Raw genomic sequence first — 20,571 nt, 5'->3', positions numbered from 1 at the left:
ATGACTAGAGTGGAGGCTCAGGAAAAAAGGAGCTCCCCCATGGACAAGAACAAGAACGAGGATTTCGAGATCACGCCCAAACTGGTGTTCGACCTGAACCTGGCGCTCTACCTCGACCTCGTGGCCGCACTCGAAGGCGCGGGTGCCGTCACCTACCGCCAGATGGCGGCCCGGGTGCTCAACATCAGCATGGACGCGCGCGCCGACGGCGAAACCGGGCTGGCCACCGCACTCGAAGGCGTCGCCAACGGCTTTGCGGGCCAGGGCGGCGGCCTGTCGGTCGAACTGCTGAAGGCCGCGCGCAGTCTGCGCGAGGACGACGCCATGGGCGACATCCCGATGCGCCCAGGCGAAGGCTGAGAAGCCCGCGGGCGCGTCAGTCTGCCGCCACCTGCAGCACCAGCTTGCCGAAGTTCTCGCCGCTGAAAAGCCGGTTCAGCGCTTCCGGGAAGGTGTCGAGCCCGACCACCACGTCTTCCTTGCTCTTCATGCGGCCGTCCTTCAGGTAGCCCGCGAGCTCGGCCACGGCAAGGTGGTAGCGGTCGGCATAGTCGAACACCACGATGCCTTCCATGCGCGCGCGGTTCACCAGCAGGCTCAGGTAGTTGCGCGGGCCGGCCGAAGGCATGCTGTTGGCGTTGTTGTACTGGCTGATCGCGCCGCAGATGATCACGCGGGCCTTGCGCGCGAGCCGCGCGAGTACCGCGTCGAGGATCTCGCCGCCGACGTTGTCGAAGTAGATGTCCACGCCCTTCGGGCAATGCGCCTTGAGCCCCTCGCGGACCGCGCCGGGCCCGGCCTTGTAGTCGATGCAGGCATCGAAACCCAGCTCTTTCACAACCCAGTCGCACTTGGCGGCGCCGCCCGCGATGCCGACCACGCGGCAGCCCTTGATCTTGGCGAGCTGGCCCACGGTCTGGCCCACGGCACCGGCAGCGCCCGAAATGACCACCGTCTCGCCGGCCTTTGGCTGGCCCACCTCCATCAGGCCGAAGTAGCCGGTCATGCCGGGCATGCCGAGCACGTTGAGCCACTGGTGAAGGGTGCCCATGCCGAGGTCGATCTTCGAGAGGCCACTGCGCTGGATGTCTTCTTGCGCGACGAGCGAATATTCCTGCACGCCGAGCGTGCCGTAGACGGTGTCGCCCACCGCGAACTGCGGGTTCTTCGACGCCACGACGCGGCCGACGCCGCCGGCGCGCATGACCTCGTCGATGGCCACCGGCGCGATGTAGCTCCGGGCATCGTTGAGCCAGCCGCGCATCGCCGGATCGAGCGAGAGCGACAGAGTCCGCACCAGCACCCCGCCCTCGGCAGGCTCGCCGACCGGCTCGGTGGTGAAGCGCCAGTGCTCGCGCGTGGCGGCCCCCTCGGGGCGCTTGGCGAGGCGAACCTGGTGGTTGACGAGAGGGCTGCTCATGGGAGTCTCCTTGTTCGATGGCGCTGCAGGGAGGCGCATCGTAGCCCTGCAGCGCGCAGCGCCTGGTAGCGCAGGCGACAGCGCGATCGCGCCTACAGCCGCACGATGATCCGGAGCCCGGGCTGCGCGTTGCGCACCGTCATGCTGCCGCCGTGCGCCTCGGCGATCAGCCGGCACAGGTACATGCCGAGCCCGACGCCGCCGGTCGCCCGCGCACGCGCGCCGTCGGTGCGGTAGAAGGGCTCGGTCAGCCGTTCGAGCTGCGCCTCCTCGACGCCCGGGCCGTGGTCGCGCACCTCGATCTCGACACCTTGCAACGCGGGTCCGTCGACCACCGCGCGCAGCGAAACGCAGGGCGCGCGCGGCGCATCGGTGCTGTAGCGCAGTGCGTTGTCGAGCAGGTTGCGCAACAGCAGCCGGATGCGCGTGCGGTCGACCGAGTGCGGCGGCAGGCCTTCGGCCAGGTCGAGGTGCAGCTTGTGCGCGCCCGGCATTTCGGCCACGGTGTCGCGCACGAGGCCCGCAAGGTCGACCGGCTCGCGCAGCAGCGCCACATGCGGGCTCGCGAGCCGCTCGCTCTCGAGCAGGTCGCTGATCAGGTCGCGCATTTCGTTGAGGTCGCGCAGCAGCGCCTCGCGCTCGGCCGCGCCCTCGGCCGTGGCCGGCAGCAGCTCGGCATTCAGCCGGGCACGCGTGAGCGGCGAGCGCAACTCGTGGCTCAATGCGAGCAGCAGCCCGCGCTTGGCGTCGAGCATGGCCTGGATGTCGTTGGCCATGGTGTTGATGCGCTCAGCCAAGTCGCCGAGGTCGTCGTTGCGGCGCACCGGAATCGGTGCGGTGAACTCGCCGCGGCCGAAGCGCTGTGCACCTTCGCGGATGTCGATCAGCGGGCGCAGCAGCCGGTTCACATAGGCATAGCCGAGCACCACGAGCAGCAGCAGCATGCCGAGCGTGGCCCAGCCCGCAGCGCGCGGCGCGTTCTGCCAGAGCCGGGGCGACCAGCCGAAGATCACGCGATGGCCGTCGGCGGTCGGGCGGATGAACCATTTCTCGCCCGAGGGCTCGTCGTCGTCGCGGCCGTGCATCCAGCCGGCGCGGCCGTTGCCTCCGCCGTTGTCATGCGGGTGGGAATCCCAGTTGACCGCGGGCCCGACGATGCGGATCGTGATCGGCAGCCGCGCCACCAGGGCCTGCGCGCGCGCCACCTCGGGCGGTGTGCCGATCTCGGCCACGAGCCGGTCGGCATAGTCGACCAGCATCGGCTTCGCCGCCTCGGCCCAGCCGGTCGAGAACGCTCTTTTCATGCCGCCCATGAAGACCGCCGCCATGACGAGCGCGAGCAGCATGAACATCATCACGATCCGGATGCGCAGCGACCGGCGCCAGCGGCGCTTGCCCTGCACCTTCTCGTGCCACTGCGCATGCCACTCCCGGTGCAGTTCCTCGCCGCGGCAGGCAATGCCGTGCCAGGCCTCGCGCAGCCCGCGCCGGCGCTCGGCCTTCATGCAGGCTCGCTGCTGCGCGCCACGGCCAGCGCATAGCCGGCATTGCGCAGTGTCTTGATGCAGTCCAGCGGCTCGAGCTTCTTGCGCAGACGGCTCACCACGATGTCGACCGCGCGCGTGTAGAGCTCGGCTTCGTGGCCGCGCAGCCGGTTCAGGATGTCGTCGCGGCTGAACACCTTGCCGGGTTCGGCCGTGAGCAGCGCCAGCAGCTCGAATTCGGTGCCGGTGAGCTCGACGCGCTCGCCCTGCCGCGTCACCTGCCGCCGGTCGAGATCGAGCGTCAGGCCGTCGAACACGCGCAGCTGCGTGCCGGCCGGCGCGGGCGCCGCCGCGCGCTGGCGCCGCAGGATGGTCTGCACCCGCGCCACCAGCTCGCGCGGCTCGAAGGGCTTGGGCACGTAGTCGTCGGCGCCGAGTTCGAGGCCCACCACGCGGTCCATCACCTCGCCGCGCGCCGTGAGCATGACGATCGGGATGTCGCTCTCCTTGCGGATCTCGCGGCACAGTTCGAAGCCGTCCATCTCGGGCAGCATCACGTCGAGGATGGCTGCGTCGTAGCTTTCGGCGCGCAACCTCGCGAGCCCTTCGCTCGGCCGCACCGCACTCTCGAGCGTGCAGCCGAAGCGTGCGAAGTAGGTCGCAAGCGGCGCGGCGAGGTGCTCGTCGTCGTCGATCAGCAGGATGCGCGGCATGGCGGGATTGTGCCTTCTGGCGAACAGTTGACTGACGATCAGGCCTGCGGGCATGTCGGCACCCCCGCCGGTGTCGGTGGTGTCCGTGTGGCGTGCCATCGCGGCATCCTCACCACGGGTCGGGCCTTCCGAGGCGGCCCAGGTGTGTCGAGCCGAAGCCCGCGGCATAGCGCAGGCCGAAACCGAGCGCGCGGTCGATCCCGATGTGGGCGCACCAGATGAGCCCGCCGGCCACGGCCCAGGGGGCGGCTGCCAGCACGCCGAAGGCAAGCAGCCCCACCGCGCCCAAATAGGAATGCGTGGTGTTGTAGAGCGCAGCGCCGATGCGCGGGCCCGCCCAATAGCCGAGCAGCGCGAGGTCGGGCGCCAGCAGCCACAGCGCGAACACACCCCAGCCGGAGCCGAACTGCGCATAGGCGGCCAATGCTGCGCCGAGCACCGCGACGCCTTCGAGCCGCAGCAGCGTGCGCACGCCGCCGGCCACCGCCGCATCCTGCGCCCCCGCCGAAGCGGCGCTGCCAGCATGGGCCGAACGACTCGGACGAAGCGTCAGGTCGGGCGCCGACGCAAGCCGCGCGAAGACCGGCGCGGCGAGCCTAGCCATGGTGCTTCCAGCGGCGGCCGCCACGCGCCATGAAGTCACGCACCTTCTGCTGCTGCGCGGGATTCAGGTAGTCGAAGAAATCGGCCGCGGCGGCAATGACTTCAGGACTTCCGCTGCGCAGCGCCGCAGTCTTCTCTTCGACCAGCCGGGCGGCACCCGCCTGGTCGAGCTTGTCGCCGGCGAACAGGGCTCGAAACTGCGAACGCGGATCCTCGCCGCCGCGCATCGCCTCGCGCTGCGCCTGCAGCTTTTCGGCGAGCACCGTGAGCTTCTGCTTCTGTGCCGTATCGAGCTCCAGCTTGCCGCCGATGCGCTCGACCATCTTGGCGCGGAACTCCGCGCTGTCGCCGCTGCCCCAGCCATGGCGGTGGCTGGCACAGCCGGCGATGCTGCCTGCGACGACCGCGAGGCCGGCGAAACCGAAAAGGGTGCGCTTGATCCAGTATTTCATGATGTTCCTTGATGGGCCCGGGGCCGGCTGCCCCGCGGGGCCGGGTTTCAGAGCCTGCTGCTGCCGGCGGCCGAGGCGCGTGCGTCGAACGGGTTCTGCAGGGTCGAGATGACCTTGCTGTTCACGCGCGAACCGGACGTCACGTTCTGGTCGGGCTGGGCTGCCGTGCGGATGGCCTCGGCCACGACGCTGGCACGGTCCTTCGAGACCGCCACGGTCTCGGGGCCGCGCGAGCCGCGCACGACGTTCTGGTTGGGCGCGGAAGCGGTGCGCACGGCCTCGGCATTGACGTCAGCGCGGCTCATGGCCGAAACGGCGGGATGCACGCCTTCATAGGTTTCGGCCTTGGCGCCGGCCGCAGCGAGCATGGCGAAGGATGCGACGGCAACGAGTTGCGGGAACTGCGAATACTGGGAGAGGGATTTCATGTCAGGTCTTTCTTTCGGTGGTGAAGAGGAGACCTGATGGTGCTTGCCGCGGCGCGGCAAGTCCTTTCGCCGCGGTTTCGGCGTGTTTCGTTTCTTTTCAGTGCGCGCGGCCGGCGCGCGCGCCGTCAGCCCGCCAGGGCCGCGGCCGGGTCGTCCGATTCGAGCACGCCCTGCGCCCAGGCTTCGAGCTTGGTGGTGTCGGCACGCAGCACTTCCTGCTTGACCGCGAGGATGCGCGAGGGATGCATCGAGAAGCTGCGCAACCCAAGGCCCAGCAGCAGGCGCGTGAAGGCCACATCGCCCGCCATTTCGCCACACACCGCCACGCCCTTGCCTTGGCGGCGGCATTCGGCAATGGTGTCGGCCACGAGCTTCAGCACGGCGGGATGCGCCGGGTCGTAGAGATGCGCCACGGCTTCGTCGGCACGGTCGATGGCCAGCGTGTACTGGATCAGGTCGTTCGTGCCGATCGAGAGGAAGTCGAAGTACTTCAGGAAGGTCTTGAGCATGAGCGCCGCCGCCGGAATCTCGATCATCGCGCCGAGCTTCACCTGGCCGTGCACGGCGCCGCGGTTGTCGAGCTCGGCGCGCGCGAAATCGATCAGCGACAGCGTCTGGCGGATCTCGCTGACGTGCGCGAGCATCGGGATCAGCAGGTGGATCTCGCCGTGCGCGGCCGCACGCAGGATGGCGCGCAGCTGGGTGAGGAACATCGCGGGATCGGCCAGGCTCCAGCGGATCGCGCGCAGGCCGAGCGCGGGGTTCAGGTGTTCCTGCTTGAAGCTGCCCTTGCCGTCGAGCGGCTTGTCGGCGCCCACGTCGATGGTGCGGATCGTGACCGGCATGCCCTGCATGCCCTCGACCGCGCGCTTGTAGGCCTGGTATTGCTCTTCCTCGTCGGGCAGACGGGTCTGGCGTTGCGACTCGCGGCCCATGAACAGGAACTCGCTGCGAAACAGCCCCACGCCCACGGCGCCGGCCTTCATGGCGCCGACGGTGTCCTCGGGCAGCTCGATGTTGGCGAGCAGGTCGACGCGCTGGCCGTCGAGCGTGACCGCGGGCTTGTGGCGCAGGCGCGCGAGCCGGCCGCGCTCGAGATCGCCCTGGCGCTGCTTGAAGCCGTATTCGGCCAGGATGATCGGCGAAGGGTCGACGATCATCACCCCCGCATCACCGTCGATGATCACCCAATCGTCCTGGCGCACGAGCTGGCTGGCCGAGCGCGCGCCCACCACGGCCGGAATGTCCATGCTGCGCGCGATGATCGCCGTGTGCGAGGTGCGCCCGCCGACGTCGGTGACGAAGCCGGCGAACACGCTCTTCTTGAACTGGAGCATGTCGGCGGGCGAGAGATCATGCGCGATCAGCACCAGCGGCACGTCGAAGCCGTCGCCGGCCGTCGGGTCGTCATCTTCTTCGGAGGCCGGGCGCTTGCGCCTCGGCGGGCTCGGCGCGAGCACCGCGGCCGTGCCCTTCATGCGATGCAGCAGCCGCTCGACGACCTGTTCGAGATCGGCCTTGCGCTCGCGCAGGTACTCGTCCTCCATCTCGTCGAACTGGCGCGCGATGATCTCGAGCTGCGTGGTCAGCGCCCATTCAGCGTTGTAGAGCCGGTCGATGATCCAGTGCTTCACGCCACCGGTGAGCGCCTCGTCCTGCAGCAGCAGCTGGTGCACCTCGAGCAGCGCCGCGAGCTCGTGCGGCGCATCGTTGGGGCCCATCTGCGACACGCTGGTCTGCAGCTTGGCGAGCTCCTCGGCCACCTGGTTGCGCGCGCTGCGCACCCGGTCGATCTCGGTTTCGATCTGCTCGGGCTTGATGAAATAGTGCGCCACGTCGATGCGGCTGGACACCACCAGCACCGCACGCCCGATGGCGATGCCACGCGCAACGGGAAGGCCGTGGATCGAGATCGTCATGCCGGGACCTTATTCACCCTCGCCGAACTTGTCGTCGATCAGCTGGAGGAGGGCCTGCATGGCCTCTTCCTCCTGCGGACCGTTGGTCTCCAGCTCCACCGTGGCGCCGATCCCCGCGGCCAGCATCATCACGCCCATGATGCTCTTGGCGTTGATGCGGCGATCGCCGCGCGAGAGCCACACTTCGCAGGGAAAGCTGCCGGCGAGTTTGGTGAGCTTGGCAGATGCACGCGCGTGCAAGCCCAACTTATTGCTGATGGTCACGGATTTCTTGATCACTGTGCTTTCTCTTGGCCTGATTCTGGGGAGCCGCCACCGCCACCTGCATGACGCCCGCGGTGCCGCCCGCGATGGCGCGCTGCACCAGCGAGTCGAGCGGCTCATGGCGGTAGGTCACGGCGCGCAGCAGCATCGGCAGGTTGACCCCCGCGATCAGCCGCGAACGCACGCCGTCCACAAGCTTCTGCGCCACGTTGCAGGGCGTGGCGCCGAACACGTCCGCGAGCACCAGCACCTGCGAACGCGGCGCGTGGAGCTGCTGCGCGAGCGTGATGCGCGCGGCAGCCAGCGTTTCCTCGGGCGACACGTTGGGCAGCACGTCGAGCGCGACGATGTGCTGCTCGCAATCGGGGAACACATGCAGCGCGCACCGCCGCAGCGCCTGCGCGAATGGTGAGTGGGCAATGATGAGGATGCTGCTGTTCATGCGGGACGGTGGAGGACGCGCTGATTATGCGGGGCGCTCTGGCGGAAGTAGAGGGGGAACATCACGCAGCAGGCGTCCCGCGGTTCAGGGAAGGCGCAGACCCTCGAAAAAGGCTCCCGCCGCGTCTGACGCCGAAGGGCGGCCGAGCACGGTTGCCTGGTACAGCGCCACCCGCCCGTCCTTCTGCCGTTGCGCGAACCAGAGCACCTGGAGCGGCGCGGCGCCCGGCTGCGGCGGCGCAGCCTCGAGCCGCACGGGCGCCGGCGTGGTGGCCGCGCTCTTGAGCGTGGCCGGCGCTTCGCGCGCCTGGGCTTCGCCCAGCTGGCTGCGCGTGGCGGCGCGCCAGGCGATGAGCCAGGCTTCGGCCTGGGCCGGGTCGTTCGCGGACGCATGGGCCACGGCAAAGGTCGCGCCACCCGCTTCGCAACCCGCCATCGCGATGCGCACCGCTTCGGCGCCGAGGGGGAGGGCGCGCTCGGCCCGGTCGGGCTTGCAGGGCAGCAGCGCCACCAGGCCAGCCTCGGCGATCGGCACCTCGCGCCAGTTGAAGGTGGGGCTGCAGGCGGCCAGCACGGCGGCGGCGGCCAGCGCAGGCCAGGAACGGGAAACGGGCAATGGCATCGACCGCGATTATCCGGCCGGCCGCCCAGGTCGGGCGCAGCGGCCCCATGGCTGCACGATCGGCATGGCGGAACTAAAATCGCGCCGCCCTTCTCCATCGGACGCCATGAAAAAATACATCGCCGCCACCGCCGTCGCCCTTGCCGTGGTGGCTGGCGTGGGCGTGTACTTCGGCTCCGGCGCCACCGCCGCACCGGCATCGACCTTCGTGCTGCTCGACGGCAGCAAGAAAAGCACCGATGACCTGAAAGGCAAGGTCACGCTGGTCAACTTCTGGGCCACGAGCTGCGTGACCTGCGTGGCCGAGATGCCCAAGGTGATCGCGACTTACGACAAGTACAAGTCGCAGGGCTACGACACGCTGGCGGTGGCGATGAGCTACGACCCGCCGAGCTACGTCGTCAACTTCGCCGAAACCCGCAAGCTGCCGTTCAAGGTGGCGATCGACAACACCGGCAGCGTGGCCCAGGCCTGGGGCGACGTGAAGCTCACGCCCACCACCTACCTGGTCAACAAGAAGGGGGAGATCGTCAAGCGCTATGTTGGCGAACCCGATTTCGCCGAGCTCCACAAGCTGATCGAGAAGCTGCTCGCGGAGGCTTGAGGCAGGCGCGTCGGGCGTGAAAAAGCCCGCCGGCTGGCGGGCTTTGTTTCGACGGATTCGGGCGGGGGCGCGTGGATCAGCGTGCAGCGGGCTTGGCGCTTTCCACCGCAGGCTTGTCGCCGGCTACCTTGGCGGATTCAGCGCCGGGCGCCTTCGCAGCACCGGTTTTCGGGGATTCGACCGTTTTCACGGGGGCGGCCTTCGGTGCCGCGTCCTTTGTGACTTCGGCCGGTTTCACAGCGACCGGCGTCGGTGCCACGGCAGGCGCGACCGTCACCTCCTTGGCCTTGTCGGCGGTCTTGGCGCTGGCTTCCTTCGCGGGCTCGGCCGGCTTCACTGCCGCAGCGGCCTTCGGGGCTGCTTCCTTTGCGACTTCGGATGGCTGCACAGCGACCGGCTTCGGCGCCGCGGCCGCTTCGCCCGTCATTTCCTTGGCCTTGTCGGCGCTCTTGGCGCTGGCCTCCTTCGCGGGCTCGGCGGGCTTCACGACGGCGGCCTTCGGGGCTGCTTCCTTTGCGACTTCGGCCGGCTTCACAGCGACCGGCTTCGGCGCCGCGGCCGCTTCGCCCCTCATCTCCTTGGCCCTGTCGGCGGTCTTGGCGCTGGCTTCCTTCGCGGGCTCGGCCGGCTTTGCGGCCGCGGCCTTTGGTGCGGCTTCCTTCGCCACTTCGGCCGGCTTCACAGCAACCGGCTTGGGTGCCGCGGCGGCGGCGCCCATCGTTTCCTTAGCCTTGTCAGCGGGCTTGGCGCCGGCTTCCTTTTTGGCCTCGACCGGCTTCACAGCGGCGGCCTTGGGGGCCTCGGCGGCGCCGGACGCTGCGTCCTTGGCCTTGTCCATGGACTTGGCACCAGCCTCCTTAGGCGCCTCGGCCGCCTTTGTGGCACCCGGCTTCGCAGCCGTTGCTGCTGCGCCGGCTGGTTCCTTTACCTGGGCGTCCTGGGCCGAAGCGGGCGTCACGAAGACGGCCATTGCCAAAGAAACGGCCACGGCCATGCGGGTGTAGGCAAACTCAGTCATTCAAATTCCTTCCTGTTGGTTGATCGCATCGGGAGCGGCATGCGCTCCCGATCGACAGCCAAGCATGGCGCCGATTGCGCGCCATCCTCGTCAGAAAAGGTGTATTTCGACTCTGATGTCTGCCATTGGCGGCGAATTGCGGGAATTTTCCGCAGCACACCTCACCGCCAGACCTTTGTTAGCGGTCACCGATTGCGGAAATCGTCGTGGCAGGCCTTGCAGCTCGCGGCCGCCGAGCCGAACTGCGCCTTCAACGCGTCGAGGTTGCCCGCCTTGGCGGCCACCGCCAGCTTGCCGGTTTCGGCGATCATCTTGTCCTGGAGCTCCTTGAACTTGGCGGCTTCCTTCCACACTTCGGGCTTGCTCTTGCCGCCCTCGGTGCCGGCGCCGAAGCCGGCCCACGGCAGCTTCGCCATCTCGGCCACGATCTCGGCATTGGCGCTGGCGGCCGCGGCGTCATACGGGGCGCGGCCGTTGGCCATGGCACCGACGCGGCCAAAATGCTGTCCCATCACGAACAGCGCACTCTGGCGGTACTTGATGGCGTCTTCGGTCTTGGCAAACTGGGCCGCGGCCGGCAGCGACAGGGCGGCGCATGAAGCGGCCAGGGCATACAAAGCAGGTCGAATCATCGGGAGTCCTCGTTGTGGGTTCGACACCGTCGAGCGCGGCGCCGGGCCGAGTGTAGGGGCAGCACTGCCGCGCCGCATAGCAACAACCCGATGCATGCGGCGGCGCGGACTTTGCTAATCTGCGCCTTCCGCAGATTTCTGCGCAGCCTGCCTTTTCGATGACCGACTCCTCCGCGGCCGCCCCGTCCAGCGAGCCCGTTCCCACGCGCATCTGGGACCTGCCGACGCGCGTCTTCCACTGGGCGCTGGGCGCCGCAGTAATCGGCCTGATCGCCACCGGCCTCGGCGGGGTGATGGAGTGGCACTTCCGCCTCGGCTACGCGGTGCTCGCGCTGTTGCTGTTCCGCCTGCTCTGGGGCTTCGTAGGCGGGCGGTGGTCGCGCTTCGCGTCGTTCTTCTATGGCCCCGGGTCCGTCCTGGCCTACCTGCGCGGGCGGGCCCATCCCGACCATCTCATCGGGCACACGCCGCTGGGCGCGCTGTCAGTCTTTGCCGTGCTCGCGGTGCTGGCGTTGCAGGTCGCCACGGGCCTCGTTGCCGACGACGAGATTGCCGCGGCGGGGCCACTCACCCGCTTCGTCTCCGGCGAGGTCGTGAGCCTCGCCACGGGCTGGCACAAGGGTTTCGGAAAGACGATCGTGATGGTTCTGGTTGGCCTGCATGTGGTGGCCGTGCTTTTCTACGTGCTGGTGAAACGACACCGGCTGGTGCGGCCGATGCTCTCGGGCGACAAGCTGATCGCCGCCAATGCACCCACCGCCCGCGTAACGCCGAGCCGCGACGACACCGCCTCGCGTGGGCTCGCGCTGGCGCTGTTCGCCGTGTGCGCCGGCATCGCGTACTGGATTGCCACCCTGCGCCTATGAGCTTTTCGGTTTCACGCCCCCTGCCACTGTCGGACACGCCGGCCGTCGTGCTGCTGACGCCCGACGATCCCGTCGAGTTCGACGCCGCCCGCGCGCTCTTCCGCGACTATGCGGCTTCGCTGAAGATCGACCTGTGCTTCCAGAACTTCGAGGAGGAGCTGGCGACACTGCCCGGCGACTATGCCGAGCCGCGGGGCGCGCTGCTGCTCGCGCTGGTCGACGCCGCGCACATCAAGGAAGAAACCGGCCAGCGCGCACCGACCCTGCGGCGCGCCAACGGTGCAGTGGCGCATGTGGCCGGCTGCTGCGCACTGCGGCCGCTCGACAACACCGACTACGCCAACGCCGCCGAGATGAAGCGCCTCTTCGTGCGGCCCGGCTTCCGCGGCCTGGGCGTGGGACGACAACTCGCCGAGGCGATCCTCGACGCGGCACGCGGGGCCGGCTATGGCTGCGTGCTGCTCGACACGCTCGACGACATGGAGTCGGCGCGCGCCCTCTACGAAGACCTGGGCTTCGTAGAGGTGCCGCCGTACTATCACAACCCCATTGCGGGGGCGCACTACCTGAAGGCGGATCTTTATTAGCCGCGCGCTTGCGCCAGCAACGTGTCGGCGTCGCTCACTTCGAACTTGCCGGGCGCCTCGACGTTGAGCGCGGCAACCTTGCCGTCCTTCACGAGCATCGAGTAGCGGTTGCTGCGCAGGCCCATGCCGCGGCCGGTCAGGTCGAGCGTGAGGCCGGTGGCCTTGGCGAACTCGGCACTGCCGTCGGCGAGCATGCGCACCTTGGTGCCGGTCTTCTGGTCGCGCGCCCAGGCGCCCATCACGAACGCGTCGTTCACGCTCACGCACCAGATCTCGTCCACGCCCGCGGCCTTGAAATCGTCGAAGTGCTGCACATAACCCGGCACGTGCTTGGCCGAGCAGGTGGGCGTGAAGGCACCGGGCAGCGCGAACAGCGCGATGGTCTTGCCGGCCGCGGCCCTGCTCACCTCTACCGGGTTGGGGCCGATGCTGCAGCCCTCGCCCTCCACTTCCGAATATTCCTGCAGGGTTGCCGAAGGAAGGGTGTCGCCGACTTTGATCATTTGAATGCTCCTGAAAAAGAAAAACGGCCCACATTGTGGGCCGTTTCGCGAGGGGCTGTTGCCAGCCGGGGATCAGACCAGAAGGGCCTTCTGGACCAGGCGGGTCACGACCCAGTTCTTGGTCTTCGAGATCGGGCGGCTTTCGGTGATCTCGATGGTGTCGCCCAGCTTGTACTCGCCATTTTCGTCATGGGCGTGGTACTTGCTCGTCTTCGCCACGATCTTGCCGTAGAGCTCGTGCTTCACACGGCGCTCGACCAGCACGGTCACGGTCTTGGCACGCTTGTCGCTGACCACCTTGCCGATCAAGGTGCGCTTGAGGGATTTTTTAGCTTCCGTCATGTTCACTCCTTACTTGGCGGCTTGGGTTTCTTGGCTCTTCTGAGCAAGAATGGTCTTGGCGCGAGCGATGTCGCGGCGCGTCACGCGCAGCGTCGCGGTGTTCGACAGCTGTTGCGTGGCTTTCTGCATGCGCAGACCGAAATGGGCCTTCTGCAGGTCCTTGATCTCGGCTTTCAGGCCTGCAACGTCCTTCTCGCGAAGGGTTGCAGCCTTGGTCACCTTGGCGGGCGCCGCGGTGTCTTTTTTCTTACGTGTTGCCATGGATGTTCTCCTCTCAGGCGCCGAGCTGGCGAGCGACGAACGTCGTGCGCAGCGGAAGCTTGGCGGCAGCCAGGCGGAACGCTTCGCGGGCGAGTTCTTCGGGCACGCCGACGATCTCGAACACGATCTTGCCAGGCTGGATCTCGGCGACGTAGTACTCCGGATTGCCCTTGCCGTTACCCATCCGGACTTCGGCGGGCTTGGTCGAGATCGGCTTGTCCGGGAACACGCGGATCCAGATACGGCCACCGCGCTTCACGTGACGCGAGATCGCGCGACGAGCGGCTTCGATCTGGCGCGCCGTGAGGCGGCCGCGATCGGTGCATTTGAGACCGAAGTCACCGAAGGCAACCGAGTTGCCCCGGGTTGCGATGCCGGTGTTGCGGCCCTTTTGTTCCTTGCGGAACTTTCTTCGTGCAGGTTGCAGCATGTTTTGTTACTCCGTGAGGGCCCCAGGTGCTTGCGCACCCGGGAGCGACCGATTACTCGGTCTTGGCACCGTCCGCTGCTGCAGCGGGCGCGGCTTTTCGGACGCGCTTAACGGCGGGTTTCGAGTCTGCACCGGCTGCGCCGGTTGCTTCTGCGGGCTTGTCGCTGCCATCGGCCGGCGCGGTGTTGCCACCGATCGGGCCACGGGCACCGGCACGCGGGCCGGGACCACGACGGTCCGAACCCGGACGGTCGCCACCCGGGCGGCCATCGCGGCGCGGACCGCGCGGACGACGTTCTTCTTCGGGACGCGGCGTTTCGACCGCCGGCAGGTCGTTACGACCCAGCGTGTCGCCCTTGTAGACCCAGACCTTGACGCCAATGACGCCGTAGGTGGTCTTGGCTTCCGAGGTGCCGTAGTCGATGTCGGCGCGCAGCGTATGGAGCGGCACGCGACCTTCGCGGTACCACTCGGTGCGGGCGATCTCGATGCCGTTCAGGCGGCCAGCCGACATGATCTTGATGCCTTGGGCACCCAGACGCATGGCGTTCTGCATGGCGCGCTTCATGGCGCGGCGGAACATGATCCGCTTCTCGAGCTGCTGCGTGATGCTGTCGGCGATCAGCTGCGCATCGATTTCGGGCTTGCGCACTTCTTCGATGTTGACGGCCACCGGCACGCCGAGCTGCTTGCCCAGTTCGCGCTTGAGGTTCTCGATGTCTTCGCCCTTCTTGCCGATCACGACGCCCGGCCGAGCCGAGTAGATCGTGATGCGTGCGTTCTTGGCGGGACGCTCGATCATGACGCGCGACACCGAAGCGTTCTTCAGCTTCTTCTTGAGGTATTCGCGCACCTTGATGTCTTCGGCCAGCATGCCCGCGAAATCGCGGTCGCTTGCGTACCAGCGGCTGGACCAGTTACGGGTCACCGCAAGGCGGAAGCCGGTCGGATGGATTTTCTGTCCCATATTTCTTCCAGGCGTTCTTAGTTGCCAACCGTCACGTACACATGGCACGTGGGCTTGCTGATGCGGTTACCGCGACCCTTGGCGCGCGCCGTGAAGCGCTTGAGCGTGGCGCCCTGCTCGACGTAGATGGTCTTGACCTTCAGTTCGTCGATGTCGGCACCGTCGTTGTGCTCGGCGTTGGCGATGGCCGACTCGAGCACCTTCTTGATGATCACAGCGGCCTTCTTCTGCGTGAATTGCAGAACGTTGAGCGCTTGATCGACCTTCTTGCCGCGGATCAGGTCAGCGACCAGACGGCCCTTGTCGACCGAGAGGCGGACACCGCGGAGGACTGCACGTGTTTCAGACATGGTCGTTCCTTACTTCTTCTGGACTTTCTTGTCCGCGGGGTGCCCCTTGAACGTGCGCGTGAGCGCAAATTCGCCGAGCTTGTGGCCGACCATCTGGTCGGTGATGTACACGGGCACGTGCTGCTTGCCGTTGTGTACGGCAATGGTCAGGCCGATGAATTCGGGCAAAACCATCGAGCGACGCGACCAGGTCTTGATCGGCTTCTTGTCCTTGGTCGTCACGGCCTTGTCGGCCTTGGCCACGAGGTGGTGGTCGACGAACGGACCCTTTTTGAGAGAGCGAGTCATTGGCTATCCCTTACTTCTTGCGACGCGACACGATGAAGACCTGCGTGCGCTTGTTGTTACGGGTGCGATAGCCCTTGGTCAGGTTGCCCCATGGGTCGACAGGATGGCGGCCTTCGCCAGTCTTGCCCTCGCCGCCACCATGCGGGTGGTCGACCGGGTTCATCACCACGCCGCGAACGGTCGGGCGAATACCCATGTGACGCTTCACACCGGCCTTGCCGAGTTGGCGCAGGCTGTGCTCTTCGTTGGCCACTTCGCCGATGGTCGCGCGGCATTCGATGTGGATGCGGCGCACCTCACCCGAACGCATACGGACCTGGGCGTAGACGCCTTCCCGAGCCAGCAGCGTGGCCGACGTGCCGGCCGAACGTGCGATCTGCGCGCCCTTACCGGGTTGCAGCTCGATGCAGTGGATCGTCGAACCCACCGGAATGTTGCGGATCGGCAGCGTGTTGCCGGCGCGGATCGGGGCTTCCGAACCGCTCAGCAGCGTTGCACCGGCTTCCAGACCGCGCGGGGCGATGATGTAGCGGCGCTCGCCGTCGGCGTAGCAGACCAGGGCAATGTGGGCGGTGCGGTTCGGGTCGTATTCGATGCGTTCGACCTTGGCCGGGATGCCGTCCTTGTTGCGCACGAAGTCGACAACGCGATAGTGATGCTTGTGACCACCGCCGCGATGGCGAATCGTGATGTGACCGTTGTTGTTGCGACCGGCAGCCTGGAACTGCGGCTCGAGCAACGGCGCGTGAGGGGCACCCTTGTACAGGTGGTCCCGCGAGATCTTCACCGCGCCGCGTTGGCCCGGCGAAGTGGGTTTCATCTTGATGACGGCCATGATTAAGCGCCTTCCCCGACGAGGTTGAGCTCTTGACCTGGCTTCAGGATCACATAGGCCTTGCGAACGTTGTCGCGGCGGCCGATGGACTTGCCAAAGCGCTTGGTCTTGCCCTTGGTGTTGAGCACCGACACGCCCTGGACTTCGACCTTGAACATCAGTTCAACTGCGGCCTTGATCTCGGGCTTGGTGGCGTCTTGCAGCACCTTGAAAGTGACAGCGTTCGACTTCTCGCCGACCATCGTGGCCTTTTCGGACACGATCGGGGCGACCAGCACCGCCATCAGGCGGCCTTCTTCGAACGTACGTTCAGCAGCGGTAGGGTTCACGCGGCTCATGCGAACATCTCCTTGAGCTTGTCGACGGCACCCTTGGTGACCAGCACCTTCTTGTAGTGAACCAGCGACACCGGATCGGCGTAACGGGGTTCGACCACGAGGATGTTGACCAGATTGCGCGAGGCAAGGTACAGGTTTTCGTCGACTTCTTCGGCGATCACGAGCACGGACTCGAGATTCATTGCCTTGAAACGGGCGGCCAGCGGCTTGGTCTTGGGCGAATCCACAGTCAGCGAATCCACCACGGCCAGACGGCCTTCGCGAGCCAGCTGCGAGAAGATGGAGGCCATACCGGCGCGGTACATCTTCTTGTTGATCTTTTGCGAGAAATTCTCGTCAGGCATGTTCGGGAAGATCCGGCCACCCCCGCGCCACAGCGGCGAGGACGTCATACCGGCACGGGCGCGGCCCGTTCCCTTTTGCTTGAAAGGCTTCTTCGTCGAGTGCTTGACCTGCTCGCGGTCCTTCTGGGCACGCGTGCCCTGGCGGGCGTTGGCCTGGAATGCAACGACGATCTGGTGGACCAGGTCTTCGTTGTAGTCACGGCCGAACACGGTCTCGGGGGCGTCGAACTTCGACGCGGCCTGGCCCTGTTCGTTCAGGAGTTCGAGTTGCATTACTTCGCTCCTTCGGCCGCTTGCGGCTTGGCCTTGATGGCGGGACGCACGGTGACGAAGCCGCCCTTTGCGCCCGGGATCGCGCCCTTGATGAGCAACAGTTGACGTGCTTCGTCGATGCGGAACAGGTCGAGGTTCTGCGTCGTGCGGGTGACGTCGCCGAGGTGGCCCGTCATGCGCTTGCCGGGGAACACGCGACCGGGGTCCTGCGCCATGCCGATCGAGCCGGGCACGTTGTGCGAACGGCTGTTGCCGTGCGACGCGCGTTGCGAGCTCATGTTGTGGCGCTTGATGGTGCCGGCGAAGCCCTTGCCGATCGAGGTGCCCTGCACGTCGACCTTCTGGCCAACGGCGAACACGCTGCTCGCGGCGATCACGGCGCCAGGCTTGTGCTGGTCGGCGGTATCGGCGGGAACGCGGAATTCGCGGATGATTTCACCAGCTTCGACACCCGCCTTGGCGAGGTGGCCGGCTTGCGGCTTGGTCACGCGCGAAGCCTTGCGCGAACCGAACGTCACTTGCAGCGCGACGTAGCCGTCGGCCTCTTGCGACTTGATCTGGGTCACACGGTTGTTGGACACATCCACCACCGTGACAGGAACTGCGTCCCCGTCATCGGTGAAGAGACGCATCATCCCCACCTTGCGGCCCAGCAACCCGAGGGAGTTGCTCAGACTCATTTGTTTTCTCCAAAAAATGGATCCTCTTTCGCCGCTGTCACTTCAATTGGCAACAGCGTTTAGCCGGTCGACCGATGGTTTCGCGGCTTGCGAAAGAAGGTTGATAAATCTCCACCCTCCACTGTGCAGGCGTTTTCGCGCAGGCGCAATTTGGGCAGAGCCGGCGATTATAGCCCGGTCCGCCAGGTTGGCGCAAGCGACCGTTCGCTGCCTATTTGACAGGCAGTGTGATGATGCGCTCGCCGTCGGGCGTGGTTTTCATCTCTCCCGTGGACTTCAGCGCGGGCGCCGACCCGCCGGTCTGGATCGGGATGGAAATCACGCTCGAGACGCCACCCTGGCTGATGAACACGTTGAGGTAGACCAGTCCTTGGCGTTCGCTCGCGACGCGCACGGTGGCCGTGCTTCGGCCTTGCGGCAGCGTCAGCGTCGCGCTCCCTTGCAGGCTGAGGCCCGAGTCGGGGGTCAACTGGACCGTGGCGCCGTCCGGTGCGGTCACACCGTCGAACTGCAGGACCACGGGCGTGGGCTGGCCGGGCTGCGGCGTGGCACCGACCTGGTACTGGACGACGACGCCGGAGCCGCCGGCCTTCTGGCCGGCGGTGCCCGGCGGCACCGCGCCCTGCTGCCCGCCTTTCGGCGACGAGGGCCCGCCGCTGGCCAGGACCGTTGCCGGCACGGCCGCCGCCAGTACCAGGCACACAATGGCCAAGGACGGATTGGAACGGAAGTTCATGGCGGCCTTTCGTCTTGCTGCTATTGGATGGAGACGTTGAAGCATCTCTGCGTTCCGGGATTGCCGAGGTCGGACACGGCCAGGACGTAGTCGCCGCCGGACAGGGAGACCGTGCTGTCATTCCGGGCGACCGACCCGCCGCGGAAGATCTCGAAGGAGGCTGCAGAGCCCGGCGGGCCGCTGACGGTGACCACGTAGCTGCGACTATCGGGCGCCGTGAAGCGGACGTAGGAGTAATTACCGAGCTTGTTGCCCAGGCCGGCCTGGCTGGAGACGCAGGCCCGAACCGGCGGCGCGCCCACGATGGTGCGCCTGTACAGCGGGATCGTGTCGGGAATCCCGCCGCTATTGCTTTCCGCCTCGCCATAGGGATCGTTCGTCGCGGCGATGTTCTGCCCGGCGAGCAGGGCGGCCAACGCCCCTGCGCTGCCCGGCGCCGTCGCATTGAAGGCGGCCGCGAAGCTGTGGATCGAAGTCACGGCGGCGCCGCTCCTGAACTGGAAGCCGGTCAGCGTGTCATGGATCGGCTTGAAGCCGACTTGCTGGTCGAGGTTCCAGAGGATCGACTGGATCGACGGTTCGCGGTACCAGCCCGGTATGCTGGTCGCACCGGCCGACAAGTCCATATTGAGCGATCCAATAGAGTCCGACTGCCCGGCACCCAGCGAATCGACGTAGTTCCGACGCGCCAGCGCAATGCCCGACCACGCATTGCCGAAGCCTTCGGAGAAAGCCAACCGGCGATCGAGCAATTCCTGCTGCGCATGGGAGCCGCCCATCGAATCGTCACGGCTGAAGGCCGACTGGTAGTAGTGCCCCCATTCGTGGGCGATCACCGAGCTGTCGTACTCGTCGGTGTCGGCGTCTTCCTTGCCGAGCACGTAGATTTCGCGTCCGCTGTCGCGGTTCCAGAAAAATGTCGTGCCGATTTGTCCCGCGGGCAGGTTGATCACGGGTCCCGTCTTCGCATTGTTGGGGCTCCAGAAGACCTTCAGCGGCGGGAATGCCGACGCGGGCGCGACCGACAAGACCTTTTGCATCGCGGTGTAGACGGTATCGAGGATCGCAAACGGTGCGGCCGCTCGCTCGCCGGTGTAGCCCGAACCGCCCCAGCCCGAGGGCGCATGCAGGTCGCGCACCTGGGCGGCCGCGCCGGAAGAGAAAGCACCGGTCTGCAGCGCGTAGAGGGCGCTCGAACGGGTGTTGTCCCGCACCGTGACGTCCCAACTGGCCCCAGGACCGCTGCGGATCAGCTGCGCGCGCACGCGCACCGAGATCATTGCGTTGGCTGGCACCGGGACCGCATAGGCACCGCTGTCGGTGGTGGTGGTGGTGGAGAGCACCGCCGAAGTGCCCGCATCGAGCACTTCCACCATGGCGCCGCGTACCGGCTTGGGAGCCGAAGCGGCGTACACCAGCGGACCGCTCTGGTTCGGTACGAATTCGTAGGTGGCGGTGCCGCTCAGGACCACCGAGCCCGGCGCCGGCGCCACCGGCAGTGGAAAGCCGATCAGTCCGCCCCCGCCGCCTCCCCCTCCCCCACCCCCACCGCAGCCAGCGAGAAAAAGGACGGCGATGCAGGCCGCCACACATGCCAGAAAGCGCTTGTCGTTCATTGCTGGTCCGTCCTTGTTCCAGTCGCGGTCGATGCCCCCTTGAACAGCAGGCCGTTGGGCGAGGATGCCACATCCAGGAAAGCAAACAAAAAGCCCGCCTGCATTTCTGCAGGCGGGCTCGCGCTGGTTGACGCGGAGAAAGCCGGATTACTGCAGCTTGATCTCGACGTCGACGCCAGCCGGCAGGTCGAGCTTCATCAGCGCGTCCACGGTCTTGTCGGTCGGGTCGACGATGTCCATCAGGCGCTGGTGCGTGCGGATCTCGAGCTGGTCGCGCGACGTCTTGTTGACGTGCGGCGAACGCAGGATGTCGAAACGCTTCATGCGGGTCGGCAGGGGCACGGGGCCCTTGACGATCGCGCCAGTGCGCTTGGCGGTGTCGACGATTTCGGCTGCCGACTGGTCGATCAGCTTGTAGTCGAATGCCTTGAGGCGGATGCGGATTTTTTGCTTGGTGGCCATGGTGCTTCCTTTGCGTCCGGCTTAGATGTCGAGGATCTTTGCCACGACGCCCGAACCCACGGTGCGGCCGCCTTCACGGATGGCGAAGCGCAG

Annotated in this window: 31 protein-coding genes; 4 read left to right on the top strand and 27 right to left on the bottom strand. The window is 66.8% G+C overall.

The annotated features are described in order from the left end of the window. The first annotated feature begins 39 nt into the window (after nt 1-39). Nucleotides 40-360: a hypothetical protein gene (locus AC3A6J_RS23825; RefSeq protein ID WP_487862472.1), complete on the top strand. Its 321-nt coding sequence runs from the start codon at nt 40-42 to the stop codon at nt 358-360. Between the two features lie 16 nt (nt 361-376). On the opposite strand, the gene AC3A6J_RS23820 is transcribed toward AC3A6J_RS23825, so the two are convergent. The 10 genes from AC3A6J_RS23820 to AC3A6J_RS23775 form a co-directional block, all read right to left on the bottom strand. After that, nucleotides 377-1,420: an NADP-dependent oxidoreductase gene (locus AC3A6J_RS23820; protein WP_487862471.1), complete on the bottom strand. Its 1,044-nt coding sequence runs from the start codon at nt 1,418-1,420 to the stop codon at nt 377-379. 92 nt (nt 1,421-1,512) lie between these two features. Continuing rightward, nucleotides 1,513-2,925: a HAMP domain-containing sensor histidine kinase gene (locus AC3A6J_RS23815; protein WP_487862470.1), complete on the bottom strand. Its 1,413-nt coding sequence runs from the start codon at nt 2,923-2,925 to the stop codon at nt 1,513-1,515. Next, entirely contained in the window at nt 2,922-3,617 is a 696-nt protein-coding gene (locus AC3A6J_RS23810) for a response regulator transcription factor (RefSeq protein ID WP_487862549.1), read from the bottom strand. The genes AC3A6J_RS23815 and AC3A6J_RS23810 overlap by 4 nt, the downstream gene beginning before the upstream one ends. Nucleotides 3,618-3,726: 109 nt before the next feature. Beyond that, complete coding sequence (locus AC3A6J_RS23805) at nt 3,727-4,221, bottom strand: DUF4260 domain-containing protein (protein ID WP_487862469.1); 495 nt, start codon at nt 4,219-4,221, stop codon at nt 3,727-3,729. Further along, the gene (locus tag AC3A6J_RS23800; RefSeq protein WP_487862468.1) at nt 4,214-4,672 is read right to left on the bottom strand and encodes a Spy/CpxP family protein refolding chaperone; all 459 of its coding nucleotides are present in this window, start codon (nt 4,670-4,672) and stop codon (nt 4,214-4,216) included. The genes AC3A6J_RS23805 and AC3A6J_RS23800 overlap by 8 nt, the downstream gene beginning before the upstream one ends. Before the next feature lie 47 nt (nt 4,673-4,719). Next, entirely contained in the window at nt 4,720-5,100 is a 381-nt protein-coding gene (locus AC3A6J_RS23795) for a DUF4148 domain-containing protein (protein ID WP_487862467.1), read from the bottom strand. Between the two features lie 125 nt (nt 5,101-5,225). After that, nucleotides 5,226-7,019, bottom strand: a complete 1,794-nt coding sequence (ptsP, locus tag AC3A6J_RS23790; RefSeq protein WP_487862466.1) for a phosphoenolpyruvate--protein phosphotransferase — start codon at nt 7,017-7,019, stop codon at nt 5,226-5,228. 9 nt (nt 7,020-7,028) lie between these two features. Next, on the bottom strand, nt 7,029-7,298 hold the full coding sequence (locus AC3A6J_RS23785) for an HPr family phosphocarrier protein (protein WP_487862465.1): 270 nt from the start codon (nt 7,296-7,298) through the stop codon (nt 7,029-7,031). Beyond that, a complete protein-coding gene (locus AC3A6J_RS23780) occupies nt 7,267-7,725 on the bottom strand; it encodes a PTS sugar transporter subunit IIA (RefSeq protein ID WP_487862464.1) in 459 nt (152 codons plus the stop codon). Before AC3A6J_RS23780 ends, AC3A6J_RS23785 begins: the two co-directional genes overlap by 32 nt. 84 nt (nt 7,726-7,809) lie before the next feature. Then, nucleotides 7,810-8,346 carry a hypothetical protein gene (locus tag AC3A6J_RS23775; protein WP_487862463.1) on the bottom strand — a complete coding sequence of 179 codons (537 nt, stop codon included), beginning with the start codon at nt 8,344-8,346 and terminating at the stop codon, nt 7,810-7,812. 106 nt (nt 8,347-8,452) lie between these two features. Between AC3A6J_RS23775 and AC3A6J_RS23770 the strand changes: the two genes are divergently transcribed. Beyond that, nucleotides 8,453-8,950, top strand: coding sequence for a TlpA disulfide reductase family protein (locus tag AC3A6J_RS23770; RefSeq protein WP_487862462.1), 498 nt, complete (start codon nt 8,453-8,455; stop codon nt 8,948-8,950). 76 nt (nt 8,951-9,026) lie between these two features. On the opposite strand, the gene AC3A6J_RS23765 is transcribed toward AC3A6J_RS23770, so the two are convergent. After that, nucleotides 9,027-9,968, bottom strand: coding sequence for a hypothetical protein (locus AC3A6J_RS23765; protein WP_487862461.1), 942 nt, complete (start codon nt 9,966-9,968; stop codon nt 9,027-9,029). A 185-nt stretch (nt 9,969-10,153) separates the two neighbouring features. Continuing rightward, entirely contained in the window at nt 10,154-10,600 is a 447-nt protein-coding gene (locus tag AC3A6J_RS23760) for a c-type cytochrome (RefSeq protein ID WP_487862460.1), read from the bottom strand. Between the two features lie 158 nt (nt 10,601-10,758). Here AC3A6J_RS23760 and AC3A6J_RS23755 point away from each other — a divergent pair, with 158 nt between their 5' ends. Together AC3A6J_RS23755 and AC3A6J_RS23750 are read left to right on the top strand one after the other, a co-directional pair. After that, entirely contained in the window at nt 10,759-11,466 is a 708-nt protein-coding gene (locus AC3A6J_RS23755) for a cytochrome b/b6 domain-containing protein (RefSeq protein ID WP_487862459.1), read from the top strand. Beyond that, nucleotides 11,463-12,053 carry a GNAT family N-acetyltransferase gene (locus tag AC3A6J_RS23750; protein WP_487862458.1) on the top strand — a complete coding sequence of 197 codons (591 nt, stop codon included), beginning with the start codon at nt 11,463-11,465 and terminating at the stop codon, nt 12,051-12,053. The genes AC3A6J_RS23755 and AC3A6J_RS23750 overlap by 4 nt, the downstream gene beginning before the upstream one ends. On the opposite strand, the gene AC3A6J_RS23745 is transcribed toward AC3A6J_RS23750, so the two are convergent. The 15 genes from AC3A6J_RS23745 to AC3A6J_RS23675 all read right to left on the bottom strand — a co-directional run. Then, entirely contained in the window at nt 12,050-12,556 is a 507-nt protein-coding gene (locus AC3A6J_RS23745; RefSeq protein WP_487862457.1) for a redoxin family protein, read from the bottom strand. The genes AC3A6J_RS23750 and AC3A6J_RS23745 overlap by 4 nt on opposite strands. A 72-nt stretch (nt 12,557-12,628) precedes the next feature. Further along, a complete protein-coding gene (gene rpsQ, locus AC3A6J_RS23740; protein ID WP_487862456.1) occupies nt 12,629-12,898 on the bottom strand; it encodes a 30S ribosomal protein S17 in 270 nt (89 codons plus the stop codon). 9 nt (nt 12,899-12,907) lie between these two features. After that, nucleotides 12,908-13,117 (bottom strand): 50S ribosomal protein L29, encoded by a 210-nt coding sequence (gene rpmC / locus AC3A6J_RS23735; protein WP_487862548.1) that lies wholly within the window; start codon nt 13,115-13,117, stop codon nt 12,908-12,910. Between the two features lie 55 nt (nt 13,118-13,172). Beyond that, nucleotides 13,173-13,589 carry a 50S ribosomal protein L16 gene (rplP, locus tag AC3A6J_RS23730; RefSeq protein ID WP_021012789.1) on the bottom strand — a complete coding sequence of 139 codons (417 nt, stop codon included), beginning with the start codon at nt 13,587-13,589 and terminating at the stop codon, nt 13,173-13,175. Nucleotides 13,590-13,641: 52 nt separating this feature from the next. Next, complete coding sequence (gene rpsC / locus AC3A6J_RS23725; RefSeq protein ID WP_280814123.1) at nt 13,642-14,556, bottom strand: 30S ribosomal protein S3; 915 nt, start codon at nt 14,554-14,556, stop codon at nt 13,642-13,644. Nucleotides 14,557-14,573: 17 nt separating this feature from the next. Then, nucleotides 14,574-14,906: a 50S ribosomal protein L22 gene (rplV, locus tag AC3A6J_RS23720; RefSeq protein WP_007838134.1), complete on the bottom strand. Its 333-nt coding sequence runs from the start codon at nt 14,904-14,906 to the stop codon at nt 14,574-14,576. Nucleotides 14,907-14,915: 9 nt separating this feature from the next. Then, nucleotides 14,916-15,194: a 30S ribosomal protein S19 gene (gene rpsS, locus AC3A6J_RS23715; protein WP_007838132.1), complete on the bottom strand. Its 279-nt coding sequence runs from the start codon at nt 15,192-15,194 to the stop codon at nt 14,916-14,918. 10 nt (nt 15,195-15,204) lie between these two features. After that, complete coding sequence (gene rplB / locus AC3A6J_RS23710) at nt 15,205-16,029, bottom strand: 50S ribosomal protein L2 (protein ID WP_055807934.1); 825 nt, start codon at nt 16,027-16,029, stop codon at nt 15,205-15,207. Nucleotides 16,030-16,031: 2 nt separating this feature from the next. After that, nucleotides 16,032-16,367 carry a 50S ribosomal protein L23 gene (gene rplW / locus AC3A6J_RS23705; protein WP_487862455.1) on the bottom strand — a complete coding sequence of 112 codons (336 nt, stop codon included), beginning with the start codon at nt 16,365-16,367 and terminating at the stop codon, nt 16,032-16,034. Continuing rightward, the gene (rplD, locus tag AC3A6J_RS23700) at nt 16,364-16,984 is read right to left on the bottom strand and encodes a 50S ribosomal protein L4 (RefSeq protein WP_487862454.1); all 621 of its coding nucleotides are present in this window, start codon (nt 16,982-16,984) and stop codon (nt 16,364-16,366) included. The genes rplW and rplD overlap by 4 nt, the downstream gene beginning before the upstream one ends. Continuing rightward, complete coding sequence (gene rplC / locus AC3A6J_RS23695; protein ID WP_487862453.1) at nt 16,984-17,664, bottom strand: 50S ribosomal protein L3; 681 nt, start codon at nt 17,662-17,664, stop codon at nt 16,984-16,986. Before rplC ends, rplD begins: the two co-directional genes overlap by 1 nt. Nucleotides 17,665-17,875: 211 nt before the next feature. Next, on the bottom strand, nt 17,876-18,400 hold the full coding sequence (locus AC3A6J_RS23690; protein ID WP_487862452.1) for a hypothetical protein: 525 nt from the start codon (nt 18,398-18,400) through the stop codon (nt 17,876-17,878). Between the two features lie 20 nt (nt 18,401-18,420). Then, complete coding sequence (locus tag AC3A6J_RS23685) at nt 18,421-20,016, bottom strand: hypothetical protein (protein WP_487862451.1); 1,596 nt, start codon at nt 20,014-20,016, stop codon at nt 18,421-18,423. Nucleotides 20,017-20,163: 147 nt separating this feature from the next. Beyond that, the gene (gene rpsJ, locus AC3A6J_RS23680; protein WP_007838118.1) at nt 20,164-20,478 is read right to left on the bottom strand and encodes a 30S ribosomal protein S10; all 315 of its coding nucleotides are present in this window, start codon (nt 20,476-20,478) and stop codon (nt 20,164-20,166) included. Between the two features lie 21 nt (nt 20,479-20,499). After that, nucleotides 20,500-20,571 (bottom strand): EF-Tu C-terminal domain-related protein (locus AC3A6J_RS23675; RefSeq protein ID WP_487861899.1); only part of this gene is annotated, 72 nt, incomplete at its 5' end.

The organism is Variovorax sp. Soil_C_39 (assembly GCF_057656815.1).
This window is presented reverse-complemented; position numbering and strand designations above follow the sequence as displayed.

Coding starts and splice junctions, on each gene's coding strand:
- AC3A6J_RS23770 (WP_487862462.1), top strand. CDS start 8,453: ATGAAAAAATACATCGCCGCCACCGCCGTCGCCCTTGCCGTGGTGGCT.
- AC3A6J_RS23760 (WP_487862460.1), bottom strand. CDS start 10,600: ATGATTCGACCTGCTTTGTATGCCCTGGCCGCTTCATGCGCCGCCCTG.
- ptsP (WP_487862466.1), bottom strand. CDS start 7,019: ATGACGATCTCGATCCACGGCCTTCCCGTTGCGCGTGGCATCGCCATC.
- AC3A6J_RS23685 (WP_487862451.1), bottom strand. CDS start 20,016: ATGAACGACAAGCGCTTTCTGGCATGTGTGGCGGCCTGCATCGCCGTC.
- rplB (WP_055807934.1), bottom strand. CDS start 16,029: ATGGCCGTCATCAAGATGAAACCCACTTCGCCGGGCCAACGCGGCGCG.
- AC3A6J_RS23800 (WP_487862468.1), bottom strand. CDS start 4,672: ATGAAATACTGGATCAAGCGCACCCTTTTCGGTTTCGCCGGCCTCGCG.
- rplV (WP_007838134.1), bottom strand. CDS start 14,906: ATGTCTGAAACACGTGCAGTCCTCCGCGGTGTCCGCCTCTCGGTCGAC.
- AC3A6J_RS23820 (WP_487862471.1), bottom strand. CDS start 1,420: ATGAGCAGCCCTCTCGTCAACCACCAGGTTCGCCTCGCCAAGCGCCCC.
- AC3A6J_RS23780 (WP_487862464.1), bottom strand. CDS start 7,725: ATGAACAGCAGCATCCTCATCATTGCCCACTCACCATTCGCGCAGGCG.
- rplD (WP_487862454.1), bottom strand. CDS start 16,984: ATGCAACTCGAACTCCTGAACGAACAGGGCCAGGCCGCGTCGAAGTTC.
- AC3A6J_RS23795 (WP_487862467.1), bottom strand. CDS start 5,100: ATGAAATCCCTCTCCCAGTATTCGCAGTTCCCGCAACTCGTTGCCGTC.
- AC3A6J_RS23810 (WP_487862549.1), bottom strand. CDS start 3,617: ATGCCGCGCATCCTGCTGATCGACGACGACGAGCACCTCGCCGCGCCG.
- AC3A6J_RS23825 (WP_487862472.1), top strand. CDS start 40: ATGGACAAGAACAAGAACGAGGATTTCGAGATCACGCCCAAACTGGTG.
- rpsJ (WP_007838118.1), bottom strand. CDS start 20,478: ATGGCCACCAAGCAAAAAATCCGCATCCGCCTCAAGGCATTCGACTAC.
- rpsQ (WP_487862456.1), bottom strand. CDS start 12,898: ATGACGGAAGCTAAAAAATCCCTCAAGCGCACCTTGATCGGCAAGGTG.
- AC3A6J_RS23750 (WP_487862458.1), top strand. CDS start 11,463: ATGAGCTTTTCGGTTTCACGCCCCCTGCCACTGTCGGACACGCCGGCC.
- rplC (WP_487862453.1), bottom strand. CDS start 17,664: ATGAGTCTGAGCAACTCCCTCGGGTTGCTGGGCCGCAAGGTGGGGATG.
- AC3A6J_RS23775 (WP_487862463.1), bottom strand. CDS start 8,346: ATGCCATTGCCCGTTTCCCGTTCCTGGCCTGCGCTGGCCGCCGCCGCC.
- AC3A6J_RS23745 (WP_487862457.1), bottom strand. CDS start 12,556: ATGATCAAAGTCGGCGACACCCTTCCTTCGGCAACCCTGCAGGAATAT.
- rpsC (WP_280814123.1), bottom strand. CDS start 14,556: ATGGGACAGAAAATCCATCCGACCGGCTTCCGCCTTGCGGTGACCCGT.
- rplP (WP_021012789.1), bottom strand. CDS start 13,589: ATGCTGCAACCTGCACGAAGAAAGTTCCGCAAGGAACAAAAGGGCCGC.
- AC3A6J_RS23805 (WP_487862469.1), bottom strand. CDS start 4,221: ATGGCTAGGCTCGCCGCGCCGGTCTTCGCGCGGCTTGCGTCGGCGCCC.
- AC3A6J_RS23765 (WP_487862461.1), bottom strand. CDS start 9,968: ATGACTGAGTTTGCCTACACCCGCATGGCCGTGGCCGTTTCTTTGGCA.
- AC3A6J_RS23755 (WP_487862459.1), top strand. CDS start 10,759: ATGACCGACTCCTCCGCGGCCGCCCCGTCCAGCGAGCCCGTTCCCACG.
- rplW (WP_487862455.1), bottom strand. CDS start 16,367: ATGAGCCGCGTGAACCCTACCGCTGCTGAACGTACGTTCGAAGAAGGC.
- rpsS (WP_007838132.1), bottom strand. CDS start 15,194: ATGACTCGCTCTCTCAAAAAGGGTCCGTTCGTCGACCACCACCTCGTG.
- AC3A6J_RS23815 (WP_487862470.1), bottom strand. CDS start 2,925: ATGAAGGCCGAGCGCCGGCGCGGGCTGCGCGAGGCCTGGCACGGCATT.
- AC3A6J_RS23690 (WP_487862452.1), bottom strand. CDS start 18,400: ATGAACTTCCGTTCCAATCCGTCCTTGGCCATTGTGTGCCTGGTACTG.